Origin of the sequence: Pseudomonas edaphica (genome assembly GCF_005863185.1) — a bacterium.
GTDB lineage: Bacteria > Pseudomonadota > Gammaproteobacteria > Pseudomonadales > Pseudomonadaceae > Aquipseudomonas > Aquipseudomonas edaphica.
Map to the genome: position 1 here is coordinate 1 of NZ_VBVZ01000155.1, position 11,703 is coordinate 11,703.

Below are 11,703 nucleotides of genomic sequence, written 5' to 3' on the forward strand. Positions count from 1 at the left end.
CGGTAGCCAAGGGAACGGCACGCTGGTCGCACATGACGACACGTATGTGCTGGTGGATTGTGGTTTCTCGTTAAAAGAAACCGAGCGGCGCCTGCTGCGCCTGGGGGTTCACCCCTCGCAGCTGAGCGCAATTGTGGTGACCCACGAACATGCCGACCACGTGCATGGCGTGGGTTTGCTGTCTCGGCGCTACAATCTTCCGGTGTACCTGAGTCGCGGCACCTTGCGCGGGATGCGCAAACCCATAGAACCCGCAGGCTTCCTGGCCGGTGGCGAGACGCTGCAGGTCGGTGCGTTGAGCATCGACGTAGTTGCCGTAGCGCACGACGCCCAGGAACCGACGCAGTATGTATTCAGTGGCGGTCAGCGGCGTTTCGGCGTGCTCACCGACCTGGGCTCCTACTGCTCCAAGGTGCTGGACGGTTACCGTGACCTCGATGCCTTGATGATCGAGTCCAACCACTGCCGCGACCTGCTGGCACGTGGTCATTACCCCTACTTTCTCAAGCAGCGGGTAGGCGGCGAGCTGGGACATTTGAACAACCACCAGGCGGCGTACCTGGTGTATGAGTTGGGCTGGCAAGACTTGCAACACCTGGTCCTGGCCCACCTGAGCAGCAAGAACAACCTGCCTGCGCTTGCGCGGCAATGTTTTGTCGACACCCTCGGGTGCGACCCGGACTGGCTGCAACTGGCCGATCAAGATTCAGGGCTCGACTGGCGACACATCGCCTAGCCCACCATTTAGCAAGCGGAGCCCATCATGGAAAAACGTGAAGAACTCTACCGCGGCAAAGCCAAGTCGGTATACAAGACCGACGACGCCAACCGCCTGATCCTGCTGTTTCGCAACGACACCTCGGCGTTCGACGGCAAGCGCATCGAACAGCTTGATCGCAAAGGCATGGTGAACAACAAGTTCAACGCCTTCATCATGCAAAAACTCGAAGCGGCCGGCATTCCGACCCAATTCGACAAACTGCTGGGCGACAACGAGTGCCTGGTCAAGAAGCTCGACATGATCCCGGTTGAATGCGTCGTGCGTAACTACGCCGCCGGCAGCCTGGTCAAGCGTTTGGGCGTGGAAGAGGGCCTCAAGCTCAACCCTTACACGTTTGAACTGTTCCTGAAGGACGACGCCAAGGGCGACCCGTTCATCAACGAATCCCACGTGGTGGCATTCGGCTGGGGCACCGCTGAGCAACTGGTACGCATGAAAGAGTTGTCCCTCAAGGTCAACGACGTGCTGAGCAAGCTGTTCGACGACGCAGGCCTGCTGCTGGTCGACTTCAAACTCGAATTCGGCGTGTTCCACGACGGCACCATCGTCCTGGGCGACGAATTCAGCCCGGACGGCTGCCGCCTGTGGGACAAAGCCACCAAGAAAAAGATGGACAAAGACCGCTTCCGCCAAGGCCTCGGTGACGTCATCGAAGCCTACGAAGAAGTCGCCAACCGTCTCGGCGTACCGCTGTAACCGACGCAAGCATCTGATAGCACGGAAAAAAATCGCTTTTTTGGTTTGCTTTCGCGAAACACACTGTTATGATGCGCGCCGTTGGAGAGATGCCAGAGTGGCCGAATGGGACGGATTCGAAATCCGTTGTACCTTCACCGGTACCTAGGGTTCGAATCCCTATCTCTCCGCCATTATTTATAAACAGAAACCCCCAATAACTTAAAGGTTGTTGGGGGTTTTTGTTTTTGTAGCAGAAATGCTCAGGTGAATTCTGCTACGGTCGTGATTACCTGATGACAATGCGGGTCAATCATGAATTTTGAAAAAGTGCTCACGCATTTGCAGGCTAACCTTCCAGGTCTTTTGGCAGTGTACGTCTTTGGCAGCCAGGTGACGGGCGAGGCAAATGCCGACAGCGATCTTGACTTGGCTGTGCTGATTGAGGGAAGCATTGACCCACTGCAACTGTGGCGCCTATCCGGGGAGTTAGCGGATATCGTCAAGGTCCCCGTTGATTTGCTGGACTTACGCGCAGCCTCGACGGTCATGCAATACCAAGTCATAACGACAGGGCACCGCCTCTGGAGCAAGGACAGTCAGGCGGGTATCTTTGAGAGCTACATACTCAGCGAGAAAACTGCGCTGGATTGCGCCAGGGCAGAGCTGCTAGTCGACATTCAAAAGGACGGAACGGTATATGGCCGATGATGTACTCATCAACAAGGCTGCCAGTATTGAGCGTTGCATTGCTCGTGCTCGGGAGGAGTACGAAAAGGATCCAGCCAGTTTCGCCACTGACTTCACCCGTCAGGATGCGGCCATTCTCAATATTCTGCGTACCTGTGAGGCTGCCCTGGACTTGGGGCAACATCTGATTCGTCGTGAGCGCCTCGGTGTCCCCCAAAGTGCTCGTGACGTGTTTGAGCTGCTGGCGCAGGGCGGATGGGTGAGTCCTTCCTTACTGACTAACCTGAAAAACATGGTCGGTTTCCGCAATATCGTGGTGCATGAGTATCAGACGCTTCAGCTGCCTATTGCCGTTGCGATCATTACCAAACATCTGGGCGATTTCCTGGCATTCAGTGCACATGTCTTGACTAAGGACGTGGGCCAGTAAGCCGATTCAAATGGCCCGCGGTAAAATCTAGGCTATAGGTCGTCTAGAGAAACCTTCACTCGCTGAGCAGACGCCTGGCGCTCACGTACGGTCGCTATCAACGCTTCATCCTCTTTTACCGGGCGCTTTCTATCCGATTCTTTTACCGTTTCCCTTGGTCTTTTCTTCGCCTCTTGCTCGGTTACGTATTCACCTGTGACCGCATCGCGATATCTCGTTGGCATATCAGCACCCTTGACAGTATGTCGCCACGGCGGCGACTTTTTGAGACTAGCTCGCAGGCTTATGCACACAAGGTTCCCGGTGGGGATTCTGGTTACCAAGCTTTTCTGAAACAGGTGCTTACGTTGTGCCGGGTCGACAGTTTTCCAGCAGGGTTGCGTTGGCTGGGGCAGGGCGCTAACCTTCCGCCGTCGCCCTCATGGCGACCGGTTTTGACAGGCCGAATAATGTGCGATCTCTGTGCATCCCCAAACTGGTTCCAGGCGTCTGTCTGTACCCATTTTTTATGGCGGCTGTGCGTGGGGCATCTTCGGGTGCGCCGGGTTTCCACGTTTCCGGTCTGTCAACCCGCGTACAGCTGCCACCCAATCCTGTTTGACAGCAGGGAGTGGTAGCTCCTTTTCATAACGTGGAGTTACATCATGAAAAAGATCACCCCCAACCCGACCGATGTTTTCAATGCCGAATCCGACGGTGAACCTCGCAAAATCTTCTACGTAGGCGCCGACGTCGGCACCGAAGAAGCCCTGGCCAACGCCTCCGAAATCCTCGCATCCGCCCTTCAAACCGCCTACAAATGCGCCGAAGACCCGGACAGCACGCAGTCACCCGTGATCATGGGCCTGGCGCAATTGATCGAGAACGCTCAGGCACTGGTGGACGCTGCACTTGAGCGTCATTTCCCAACAGATAAACCAGGCAACTAACCCAATACCCTGAAACTAAAAAGCCTGCCGAGCTCAATGCTCAGCAGGCTTTTTAGTGGTTAACGAGTCGTATCAGCCAGGCTGCGCCGCCAAGCTATTACTCACATTACGCCCCAACACCAGTACGGTCACAAATCCAAGCCCCACCAGCGCCGTGGCCAGGCTCAAGAGCATTGCGCTGCCCATCTGGTCCACGATCCGGCCGCCAAAGAATGAACCCAGGGCGATGATCACTTGGAACAGAGCAACGAACAGCGGCATGCCGCGTTCGACGTCTTTCGGTGCGACCACAAACATCCAGATACTCGCGCAGGCCGGGAAGGCGCCGAAGGCGAAGCCCCAGAGTGCGATCAGCATCGCGGCGCCGGTCATGCCGGTGGCGAAGTGAGGGAACAGCGCGGTGCTGGTGCCGATCATCAGCGCGACCAGCAGCAGGGTGTGACGCACGCTGCGGTTGGCGGCGAAACCGGCAAAGACGTTGCCCATCACGCCGGCCACGCCATACAGCAGCAACAGAGAGCCGATGGTCGGTCCGTCGAAGCCGGAACTGTTTTTGAAGAACGGCGCGACATAGGTGTAGGCAGCAAAGTGCGCCAGGCCGATCAGCAGCACGGCGATCAAGCCGACCCGCGCTTGTGGGTTGATAAACAAGGCCGGCAGGTCACGGATCTGTATGGCCTTTTCCGGGGTGAGTCGCGGCAGCAGGAACACCTGCGCCAGCAGCACCGGCACGCCGACAATCGCGGTCACCAGGAAGGTCATGCGCCAGCCCATCAGGCCACTGAGCCAGGTGCCGACGGGTACGCCCAGCACGGTGGCCAGGGTCACGCCCATCATGATGATCGAGGTAGCCTTCGCTACGCCTACGCCCTTGGGCGCCAAGCGGCCGCTGAGGGCAATGGCCGTGGCCCAGAAGCCGCCGATGCTGATGCCGAGCAGGACACGGCCGAACAGCAGCAGGCTGAAGTCGCTGGCGTAGGCCACTACCGTGTTGGCGATGATCATGATCAGCGTCAGGCCGATCAGCAGGTAACGACGGTCCATGCCGCCAATGATCACCGACAGCAACGGCGCGGCGAGGGCGGCCATGATGCCGGGCAGCGTGACCATCAGGCCAGCGTGACCGGCACTGATGCCCAGGTCGCTGGCGACGTCATTGAGCACGCCCACCGGCAGAAACTCACTGGTTACCAGGGCGAAAGCGCCTACGGCGACCGAGAGAATCGCCAGCCACTGCTGTTTGACACTTTGTTGATTATGTTCGGGACGGCCGCTGTGGGCCTGGCTGGGGCTTGGCATAGTGTCGGTTCCAGAAGGAATGTCGCCTGAAGCCAGGCGAAGGGGAGGGAAAGTGGAGGCGATTATAGGAACCGGTGCTGGCAATCACACAGGCGCTCGTTTCGATAATAACCATCAGTGCAATCGATTCGACGCTCTGGGACGGCCTTGATGGTCGGTGAGCCAGCCTGCTATGGCAAGTAGCCTTGTGGCGAGCAGGCTTTTTGTGGCGAGCAGGCTTGCCCTGCGTTGGGCTGCGTAGCGGCCCTAAAACCTGCCACCGTGATCCTCCCCCCTGACACTCGGCGCGTGGGATGGGGCGGCTTCGCCGCCCAACGCAGGGCAAGCCTGCTCGCCACAACGAGCCTGTTTGCCACAGTGACAGTGTTTAGGGTTGAGCGGCGGTCTCTGCGGTCGTATTTGTATTCTGCGCGGTCATCTGGTCATGGAGTTTGCGGGCAACGCCCAAACGCGAGAGCTTGGTCAAAATACAGAAGACCGCACATATCGACAGGCAGGCGATGAACAGCAAAAAGCCTTTTTGCTCTTTCAATCCGGTTTTTACGTTTTCAGCGTAGGTGGGCGAAAGAAATAGCGTGCAGATGGTATTGATGGTGCCTTCAGAGAAGTCCTCGTTATAGAACTTTTCCAGTGCCGTTGGTGATTTGCACTCGTCCACAGACAGCGTTTCGCTGGGCCAGAAGTGGAATTTGGCGTTGTTTTCCGACAGATAGAAAGACGGCACATCCGAGGCTTTTTTCAACGACACCATCAGGTAGCTGGAGTCAGCCAATGGCGGCGTGATGCTGATAATCGCCAGGAAGAAGGCGCCCAACCCCAAAAACCAATTACGCTTGAAGGGGGTGATCATTGCCTCTTTAAGCGATAACTGAGTGAAGTCTTTCCAGTCAATGTACTTTCTGATCCTGGCCACATCGTTGTAACTGAAGTTGTTGTCAGTGATCCACTGATCGGCTTGCCGCGCGTGTTCCAGGTTTTGCGCGGGGATATTGAATTCGAACCGATAATATTCAACTTCGCGCAGGTCTTTGCGGGTGGCCTCATATTTTGGGTTTTCAAATGTGGTCGAGCCACCGAAGAACCGCCACATCAAGTCACGCAGAAAAATCAGCGAGCCTGAGCGCGAGTAGATATATAAAACCAGCGCACATATTGCCAGGCCACTGAGCAGCCCGACGATGGCGGCATAGTTTTGAAACGTCCATGTGACGATATTATCGTTGAGTACAGGTTGGGACATGCAGGGTCATCCTTGAAGGGTTATTAGAGCGGCGCGTCAGCGAAGTTGCTGTGACTGGTCGGGCGAAAATCTAATAAAAACAAGACGACTTTTCAAACATTATCATTGCGTTGAACTTCGAACTGGGCGGGTACTACATAACGCTGGAATCTTTCTTACGTGTTTTAAAAACAAAGGCTACAGCCAGTTCGTTGCGAACGGATATTTAACTCACTATCTTCTGACTACGAGACGTTCACTCGTAGGCTTTCCCCTCAAACGCAAAGGAAATGCACCATGAGCAAAAACACCAAAAAGACCTCCAGCACCCTGGCGACGTTGGCCGCCGAAACCTTGAATAATCCAAACGCCTCGGCCATAGCCAAGAGCCTGGCTGCGTCGGCGCTGTCCCAGACCGGTACTGATAAGCAGACGAGTGCACACATGGAGGAAAAGGCCGGCAAAGCCCTTCAAAGCGATAAATACAGTGAGGAGACCAAATCCCTGGCTGCATCGGTCCTCTCTCAAGCTAACAAAGAGCGGGGAAACTGAGTCATAAAAACCGCATAAAAACGCCCCGTCGTTGAATCAGCGACGGGGCTTCTTGGTTTCCCGATCAGCAAAAATTATTCGCCCCCCACCGAATAACTTTCGCCACTGCGGTGTTCACTTCACAGATCACCCAGGAAACGCCCATGAACACAGCATCCGACCGCTACGACCGCCTGACCCGCAGCTTCCACTGGCTGACCGCCGCCGTGGTGATCTTCATGTTTGCCAGTGCGCATATCTGGGAAGTCCTGGAGAAGGGCACACCGCTGCGCAAGGGCCTGCAAGCGCTGCATATCTCTTTAGGTATCGTCATGGCGCTGTTGATTGCCGCGCGGATTGTGTGGCGTATGTTCGGCGGCAATCGGCCCAAGGCCGACAGTCACCCGGCGCTTAACCTGCTGGCGAAATTGGCGCATGGTTGCCTGTACCTGTTGCTGGTGTCGCAGATTGTGTTGGGCTTCCTGTTTCGCTGGGCTCAAGGTGAACCCTTCAATTTTTTCGGACTGTTTGCCGTGCCCGCGCCTTTTGTGATCGATCATGCCTGGCGGGGCACCTTGGGCGGCCTGCATAACAATGTGGCCTGGGCGATCATCTTGCTGGCGGGCGTGCATGCCATAGCTGCGCTCTGGCATCACTACGTGCTGGGCGACAGCACCTTGCGCCGGATGTTGCCGGGCGCACGCAATGCGCTTTAACAGTGATGTTTCCTCCCTATCATTACGGAGTAAGACAACCATGAAGGCTCGCCACGAACACCCTGTCACCTACCGCACCGCGCTGGTCTTCGGCGCTTGCCTGGCCGCCGCTTTGCTCGCAGGCCAGGCCTACGCCTCCGGCGATGAGTCGGCCCCGCCCAAGCCCAACTGCCCCAAGGGCCAGGTCTGGGACACCAAGACCGGCAAGTGCGTGCTGCAAACCAGCAAGGCCACCTCCGACGCCGACCGCACCGATTACGCCTACCGCCTGGCCAAGGACGGGCGCTTTGATGAGGCGCTGGCCTTGCTCGACACTCTGCAAAATCCCAACACCGCCAAGGCCCTCAACTATCGCGGCTACGCCACGCGCAAGCTGGGGCGCACCGATGAGGGCATCGGTTATTACCTCAAGTCGGTTGCACTCGACCCCAACTACGCACAGGTTCGCGAGTACCTGGGCGAGGCCTATGTGATCAAGGGCCGGGTCGACCTGGCGCAAGAGCAACTGGTGAAAATCAAAGCCTTGTGCAGTACCACCTGCGAAGAATACGAAGACCTGGCCGCAGCCATCGCCGCAGCGCCACAGGCTTGAACGCCGTGAACCTGTCCGCAGGAGGCAGCCATCGTTCGGGACGCTGAGTTTCGCCGCGAGTTGGGCCAATTGTTGCCACGCTTGTGGCGATACGGTTGGGTGTTGTCGCGGCAAAAGCACCTGGCCGAAGATCTGGTGCAAGCCACCTGCGTAAGGGCCTTGGAGCGTGCCGGGCAATTCGTGGCCGGCACGCGCCTGGATCGCTGGTTGCTGGCGATCATGCACTCGATCTGGCTCAACGAACTGCGCTCGCAACGGGTGCGCCAAGGGCAGGGGTTTGTTGATGCCGAGCAGGTGCTGTCGTTTGATGGCGAGCGCCAGGCGCAGGAACAGATACTGGCCGCACAAGTGATCAAGCGCGTTAACGGTTTGCCCGAAGCGCAGCGCGAAACCGTGTTTCTGGCGTATGTCGAAGGGCTTTCATACAAGGAAATTGCCGAAATCCTGCAGATACCTATGGGCACGGTGATGAGTCGGTTGGCGGCCGCCCGCATTAAGCTGGCCGAAGCCGCCTCCCCAACAGCCCGGCAGGATAAAGCCAACGGAGAACGGCGATGAGCCACACTGACACACCGTCCGATGAGCAGTTATCGGCTTATCTGGATGGCGAACTGAGCACCGACCACCATCAACGGATCGCCGACCAGGCCAGCGCTGACCCGGCGCTTGCCGCGCGCCTGGACGCATTGCGCTGCGCTGACTTGCCGTTCAAGGCCGCCTTCGACACGGTGCTGGAACACGCCCCGACTGAACGCCTGCACGCAATGCTCAACGCCTTGCCACCGGCGCCGCCCCAAGCCTGGAGCCGTCGGCGTTTTCTTGCCGTGGCTGCGAGTTTCGCAGTAGCTGGCGTGGCAGCCGATCGGCTGTTCTTGGGGTGGCAACGTACTGAACCCGGCCAAGGCTGGCGGGCCTCGGTGGCCGAATACATGGCCTTGTACACGCCCCAGACCCTGGAAAACCTCAGCCTCGACCCGGCCTCCCACACGGCCCAGTTGACCGCCGTGGGCGCACAACTGGGCGTGTCATTATCGCCTGAGTCCGTGAGCCTGCCTGGCGCCGAATTCCGACGGGCGCAGATCCTCGACTATGACGGCGTGTTGATCGGCCAACTCACCTACCTCGACCCACGCCACGGGCCTTTGGCACTGTGCATCACCGCTAGTAAAAAGGGCATGCAGCCGTTGGCCAGCGAGCAGCGGCGAGGCATGAACGTGGTGTATTGGGCCAACCCTGCACATGCTTTTATGCTGATTGGGAGAAACCCGGTTGAGGATTTGCAGCACATGGCCAGTGGCGTCGAGCGGCGTTTGCCGGCCTGACCTCGGTGAGTCGTCGTCCGCAGCGCGTCGCCGTGCTCGACACCGACCTGCACCACGGTCAAGGTTTTCAGGAGATTTTCTACGAGCGGGACGACGTGCTGTATGTGTCCATCCACGGCGCCCGTGAAGCCGTGTTCTTCGACAAGCTCGAACTGGCCCAGCGGCGCTGAAGAACTTTTCGGCGGATGCGCTGGTGTTGTCCCTGGGCTTTGAAATTTGCGAGCTGGACCCGCAAAGCAAAGTCGCGGTGACGCGCGTCTGGCGAGAGGTGGTGTTGCGAAAGAAGTGTCCTGTTCAATTTATGACAGGTTCGCGAGCATTCAAATTGGCCCGTATTGCAAAATTTTAAGGCGACAGCGTGCGAGTCTCAGGCGTCAACTCCAACACCCGATTCCTCCCGCCTTCCGCCAGCAGATAAGTGCCTCGATTCGTCGGCACAATTGACTGCGGCGCCTTCAGGAACGACAAAATCGTCTGTTGCCGCCCCTGTTTATCAATAAGCAGCAATCTTGCTCGGTGCGTCGAATCTTCATTCACCCACAGCCCGCGCTCATCGCACATCAAGAACGTGGGTTTGTTCAAGCCTGCCAGCACCACCGGATCGCTGCCGTCGTCGGTCAGTTCGCGCACCACGCCTTTTTTCTTTTCGGTGTAGAGCATTCGGCCGTCGGTGCAACGGGTGATGGACTCGCCTTCGTGCAGCTTGTCGCGTATGACAGTCAGCGATTGGTCACTCCAGCGGTAACGCAAAAGTCGCCCGTTGTCTTTGCGGTCTTCGATGGCGTAGAGGTCGTCGCCCTCGACCCACAGGCCTTGCACGTTTTCGCCGCGAAACAGCTCGGTCACCACGCCGTCCTTGAGAAAGCTGACCGGGGCGTCGCCGGTTTCCTGGCTGAACACCCAACCGCCATGGGTGGCGAACATGCCATCGGGCTTGGACAGGCTGCCCACCACCACGTCACGTCGCCCGTCGGGATGGATACGCACGATGCTGCCTTTGGCGTCATTGAGTTCCTGGCTGATCATCAGCGAGCCATCCGGCATGGGCATCAATGACGCGGCTTTGGGCACGTCACTGTGCACGGTTTGCACGCTCCAGCCGGTCGCCGCGCTGACGGGGTAGAAGCTTTGCCAGGCGAAAAAGCCCAGGGTCGCAACAGCCAGCAAGCCGGTCAGGCTTAACACCCAGCGCAAAGGTCGACGCGGGTTTGGGGTGTCAGTCATTTTTTCTTCCTTGTTTTTGGGCACGCCGTCGTTGGGCGTGATGCTTGCTCTCACCCGTGATTCTGAAATTGGGCGGCGTAATCCTGGCCACCGTAAAACACGCCCAGGATCGACACGGTTTCAGTCTCGGCGGCCACGCTGAATGCGATGGCGGTGGTGTGCCGGTAATGGGTGATGCGCAAGGCAGGCAGCAGGTCGTTACGGCATTTACCGCGCAATGGAAACACACTGAGGCTGTCGCAGTAGCTGATAATGTTGTCGATAAAACGTGCTGCAGCATCGGGGGCTTCGGTTTTGCTGATGTAGTCTTCAAGGGCGTCCAGTTGGGCTAACGCCTCAGGCGCAAAGGCTACCGTATAGCTCACGGTTTTTCTGTACCGGTTCGCTGGCGTTTGGCTGCCATGTGTTCGCGAACCTGCTCGGTGGAGAGCGCTCGGCCAGGGGCTGCCTCGAGAGCGGCGGCGGCGGGGATCACCTGGTCGCGCAACCAGTCTTCCATGGCGCGATCACGGGCCATCAGCGCCCTGAGGCCGTCGCGTATCACTTCACTTTCGCTCGCATATTCACCGGAGGTGACCTTGGCCTTGACCAGGGCGGCCATCTCGAGTGGCAAGGTAATGCTCATTTGCTGGGTTGAGCGCATGTCGAAGCCTGCGGACAGTGGGTAGGATTCAATCCTACTCGACCACTGGCGTGTTGCAAGGAGCAACTGACCGATGTCGGTGTCCGGCATCTCATCGTCGATCCAAAATAGGTAGGGGTTCTGGCAGGTTTCCATGAGCGTTTCTCTCTCCTGTTGAGTAACTCAGGTTGCAAGTATTGACGCTTTTCAGCGATTGCGTGGCGCCACTCAGCCAATAACGCACTGATATGTTTGACTTCATATTTGTAGCAGGGTTATTAACGCCAACCGCCCCCGGCACGCATGGCGCCTTACCCCCGGCCGTACGATAATGCCCTCCAAATCGACCACACTGGCCCATCCCCCGTGATCATCAACTTCGACCTCAACGACCTCCAAGCCTTCCGCGCCGTGGTAGACAAGGGCAGTTTTCGCGGCGCCGCCGAGGCCATCCGCATCTCACAGCCGGCCCTGAGCCGGCGTATCGAAAAGCTCGAGTCCGCCCTTGACGTAAAGCTGTTCGAACGCACCACGCGCCGGGTCAGCCTGACCATGGTCGGGCGCGCGTTTCTGCCTCAGGTGGAGCGCATTCTCGACGACCTCGACATCGCCTTGATGGGTATCAGTAACGTCGCCTCCACGCGCATGGGCAACGTCACCATCGCCTGCGTGC

Annotated in this window: 16 protein-coding genes, 1 tRNA gene and 2 pseudogenes; 13 read left to right on the forward strand and 6 right to left on the reverse strand. The window is 58.0% G+C overall.

The features are described from left to right. The 5 genes from FEM54_RS12465 to hepT all read left to right on the forward strand — a co-directional run. Positions 1-736 (forward strand): MBL fold metallo-hydrolase (locus FEM54_RS12465; RefSeq protein ID WP_138451157.1); only part of this gene is annotated, 736 nt, incomplete at its 5' end. Between the two features lie 27 nt (positions 737-763). After that, entirely contained in the window at positions 764-1,477 is a 714-nt protein-coding gene (purC, locus tag FEM54_RS12470; protein WP_017137340.1) for a phosphoribosylaminoimidazolesuccinocarboxamide synthase, read from the forward strand. An 83-nt stretch (positions 1,478-1,560) separates the two neighbouring features. Next, positions 1,561-1,650 (forward strand) — tRNA-Ser (locus FEM54_RS12475). Between the two features lie 121 nt (positions 1,651-1,771). Continuing rightward, positions 1,772-2,167, forward strand: coding sequence for a type VII toxin-antitoxin system MntA family adenylyltransferase antitoxin (mntA, locus tag FEM54_RS12480; RefSeq protein ID WP_099548639.1), 396 nt, complete (start codon positions 1,772-1,774; stop codon positions 2,165-2,167). Continuing rightward, positions 2,157-2,576: a type VII toxin-antitoxin system HepT family RNase toxin gene (gene hepT / locus FEM54_RS12485; RefSeq protein WP_138451158.1), complete on the forward strand. Its 420-nt coding sequence runs from the start codon at positions 2,157-2,159 to the stop codon at positions 2,574-2,576. The genes mntA and hepT overlap by 11 nt, the downstream gene beginning before the upstream one ends. A 32-nt stretch (positions 2,577-2,608) precedes the next feature. Here the strand turns inward: hepT and FEM54_RS34320 are convergent. Then, positions 2,609-2,692: pseudogene (locus FEM54_RS34320) on the reverse strand (type II toxin-antitoxin system RelB/DinJ family antitoxin); the annotation flags it as partial. Between the two features lie 528 nt (positions 2,693-3,220). Between FEM54_RS34320 and FEM54_RS12495 the strand changes: the two are divergent. Then, complete coding sequence (locus FEM54_RS12495; RefSeq protein ID WP_138451161.1) at positions 3,221-3,505, forward strand: DUF6124 family protein; 285 nt, start codon at positions 3,221-3,223, stop codon at positions 3,503-3,505. A 72-nt stretch (positions 3,506-3,577) separates the two neighbouring features. Here the strand turns inward: FEM54_RS12495 and FEM54_RS12500 are convergent, their stop codons facing one another. Continuing rightward, the gene (locus FEM54_RS12500; protein WP_017137346.1) at positions 3,578-4,804 is read right to left on the reverse strand and encodes an MFS transporter; all 1,227 of its coding nucleotides are present in this window, start codon (positions 4,802-4,804) and stop codon (positions 3,578-3,580) included. Between the two features lie 367 nt (positions 4,805-5,171). Beyond that, entirely contained in the window at positions 5,172-6,044 is an 873-nt protein-coding gene (locus FEM54_RS12505) for a DUF6216 family protein (protein ID WP_138451162.1), read from the reverse strand. 276 nt (positions 6,045-6,320) lie between these two features. On the opposite strand from FEM54_RS12505, the gene FEM54_RS12510 reads away from it, so the two are divergent. From FEM54_RS12510 to FEM54_RS34920, 6 genes and pseudogenes are all read left to right on the forward strand, one after another. Beyond that, positions 6,321-6,575 carry a hypothetical protein gene (locus FEM54_RS12510; protein ID WP_017137348.1) on the forward strand — a complete coding sequence of 85 codons (255 nt, stop codon included), beginning with the start codon at positions 6,321-6,323 and terminating at the stop codon, positions 6,573-6,575. Positions 6,576-6,718: 143 nt separating this feature from the next. Further along, a complete protein-coding gene (locus FEM54_RS12515; RefSeq protein ID WP_138451163.1) occupies positions 6,719-7,270 on the forward strand; it encodes a cytochrome b in 552 nt (183 codons plus the stop codon). Positions 7,271-7,310: 40 nt separating this feature from the next. Next, positions 7,311-7,862, forward strand: a complete 552-nt coding sequence (locus FEM54_RS12520) for a tetratricopeptide repeat protein (protein WP_171045830.1) — start codon at positions 7,311-7,313, stop codon at positions 7,860-7,862. A gap of 60 nt (positions 7,863-7,922) precedes the next feature. Beyond that, positions 7,923-8,420, forward strand: a complete 498-nt coding sequence (locus FEM54_RS12525; protein ID WP_099548645.1) for an RNA polymerase sigma factor — start codon at positions 7,923-7,925, stop codon at positions 8,418-8,420. Continuing rightward, complete coding sequence (locus tag FEM54_RS12530) at positions 8,417-9,184, forward strand: anti-sigma factor family protein (RefSeq protein WP_138451165.1); 768 nt, start codon at positions 8,417-8,419, stop codon at positions 9,182-9,184. The genes FEM54_RS12525 and FEM54_RS12530 overlap by 4 nt, the downstream gene beginning before the upstream one ends. A 20-nt stretch (positions 9,185-9,204) precedes the next feature. After that, a pseudogene (locus FEM54_RS34920) lies at positions 9,205-9,440 on the forward strand (histone deacetylase family protein); the annotation flags it as partial. A gap of 89 nt (positions 9,441-9,529) precedes the next feature. Here the strand turns inward: FEM54_RS34920 and FEM54_RS12540 are convergent. From FEM54_RS12540 to FEM54_RS12550, 3 genes are read right to left on the reverse strand one after another with little or no spacing between them, the layout of a single operon-like run. Next, on the reverse strand, positions 9,530-10,408 hold the full coding sequence (locus FEM54_RS12540; protein WP_017137354.1) for an SMP-30/gluconolactonase/LRE family protein: 879 nt from the start codon (positions 10,406-10,408) through the stop codon (positions 9,530-9,532). Between the two features lie 50 nt (positions 10,409-10,458). Further along, positions 10,459-10,773 carry a type II toxin-antitoxin system RelE/ParE family toxin gene (locus FEM54_RS12545; protein WP_099548647.1) on the reverse strand — a complete coding sequence of 105 codons (315 nt, stop codon included), beginning with the start codon at positions 10,771-10,773 and terminating at the stop codon, positions 10,459-10,461. Then, positions 10,770-11,186: a ribbon-helix-helix domain-containing protein gene (locus FEM54_RS12550; RefSeq protein ID WP_017137356.1), complete on the reverse strand. Its 417-nt coding sequence runs from the start codon at positions 11,184-11,186 to the stop codon at positions 10,770-10,772. Before FEM54_RS12550 ends, FEM54_RS12545 begins: the two co-directional genes overlap by 4 nt. Before the next feature lie 210 nt (positions 11,187-11,396). Between FEM54_RS12550 and FEM54_RS12555 the strand changes: the two genes are divergently transcribed. Continuing rightward, on the forward strand, positions 11,397-11,703 hold a 307-nt coding region (locus FEM54_RS12555; RefSeq protein WP_138451166.1), incomplete at its 3' end, for a LysR family transcriptional regulator.